Source organism: Allobosea sp. P4_C6, from assembly GCF_056402015.1.
This window is the reverse complement of the sequence record NZ_JBFUIF010000213.1, coordinates 1-1,913: the sequence shown is the minus strand read 5'-3', so window position 1 is coordinate 1,913 and position 1,913 is coordinate 1. Positions and strand designations below refer to the sequence as shown.

General features: G+C 62.1%; 2 protein-coding genes. Both read right to left on the bottom strand.

What is annotated here, in order from left to right; genetic code table 11:
- A partial coding sequence (locus AC1DVA_RS28035) for an IS110 family transposase (protein WP_476808073.1) occupies positions 1-677 on the bottom strand: 677 nt, incomplete at its 3' end.
- Positions 678-1,163: 486 nt separating this feature from the next.
- Positions 1,164-1,817, bottom strand: coding sequence for a response regulator transcription factor (locus AC1DVA_RS28030; protein ID WP_476808072.1), 654 nt, complete (start codon positions 1,815-1,817; stop codon positions 1,164-1,166).
- Between the last annotated feature and the right edge of the window lie 96 nt (positions 1,818-1,913).

Below are 1,913 nucleotides of genomic sequence, written 5' to 3'. Positions count from 1 at the left end.
ACGACCGCCCCGACGCCAGGCGCGGTCATCAGCCGCCGGCACACGGGATCCTGGCGAACCAATTCGAGCAGCATTTTGTGCAACCGCGTGAACTCCTGGCGCAGGAGGCGCCGGACGGTGAGCAGCGGCTCCACGATCGCCGACAGACTGGACATGCCCGCCACCAGGTCGCGGACGCGAGCCTCGAACCCAGCCGTGCCGACCACGCCGACCTTGAGGCCGAAGTTGCGCAGCGTGCCGCGCAGATCGAACCCGATATCGAGCATCTTGCGCTGCAGGAGCTTCCGGCTGGTCAGCAGCATCTGCTTCTCCTGGCTCGCCAGCGTCTTGACGTGGACAGGTTTGAACAGGGCGACGCGCATCATCTGCGCGATGCCACGAGCGTCGTGACGGTCCGACTTGTTGACCTGTTGCGCCTTCAGAAGCGAGTTCATGTGCCGCGTCTCGACGCAGAACACCGGCAAGCCTGCTTCCGCCAAGCCAATTACCAGCCACTGCGAGAGCGGACCGGCCTCAATCCCGATCCGTCCATAGTCGCCGCTGAGGGACTTGAGCAGCCCGACGAGATCGTCCGGCTCGGTCGCAACCTTCTGCTCGAACACAACCTTGCCGGCTTCGTCGACGACGCACACCGCCGTCTCCTGCACCGACACGTCCAGACCTACGAAATGCGCCATCGCCGTCGCTCCTTCGCTTGCTGCCGAGGTCAGGTCCGACCTCTCCGGCACCGAATGTGAAGGGCTACGCACTCCCGCTCCCAGATCGCGCGCGRCCACCGCGATACGTCATCTTATGGGAAAGGCGTTGACGACTTTCCGGGAGCGGGAAGGACATTCGCGGGGGCGTTGGTACCGACTGGGATGCAAGTCGGGCGAGGCGACAAATCGTTAGGCGCCAGCAGTCGACATTTTGTGGACGATGCCGGATGGCGAGCGTAGCCTCGGCCCGCCGCTGAGATGCGGCCGAACGCCACCGGACAGCAACAGCCCCCCAGCCCAGCGCCGGTGGCGTCTTGCTGTCGCCACCCTAGTGGATCGTCGGACGGTCAGTTACGCGACGAGATGACTGCAGATTATCGAGACCTGATGGCCTGCCTAGAGTTGGAAGCCCAGATCTGGGGCAGCAGTTTGCGAGAGCAAGAGGGGAGGACACGCTAGAAAGGGTTAGCTGGACACCCGCAACGCTCGGGGGCGGACGAGGCCCAGCCGTTCCGCGCAGGATACGAGTTCGGCTACAGAGCGGACCTGCATCTTCTCCATCATCTTTTGACGATGCGCCTTCACAGTGCGCTCCGTCGTCCCGAGTTCGAATGCGACCTGCTTGTTCATCTTGGCCCGTACGACGCGGTCAAAGACCTGCCGCTCGCGTGGAGTCAATTGATTCAGTCGAGCCATTCCCGCGCGCGCCCAGACTTCCTGCTCCATGGTGAGCCGGTGTCGTGCGATCGCCCGGTCGATCGACTCGAGGAATTCTTGGGGCTCGACTGGCTTGGTAAGGAAGTCTTCGGCTCCCGCCTTAATCGCGTTGACGCACGCCCGAATGTCGCTGTGCTCGGCCAGGAAGATAACCGGCAGACCAAAGCCGGCCTTGCTCAAGCGATCTAGAATGTCGGATGGAGCTGTGTCGCGAGCTTGCCTGTCGATGACGATGCAGCCTGCATTCTTATCATCCGGCAGCTGCCTAAAAATCTCTTCGGCGCTGCCATAACTCCGGGTTTTATAGCCGCTGGCCCGGAGCATGTTGTCGTTTTCGGCCCGAGATGCAGCGTCGCCGTCGACGATATAGATGAGAGTAGGCATGTAATAGATGGCTTCCATGCATTCCGCCTCTGCCGGCGGGTCTAAGAACGCGATCGCCCTTCCGTAAAGCAATCAACGCCGCAAATGGCGCGGAAGGAAGTAGGTTACAGACAG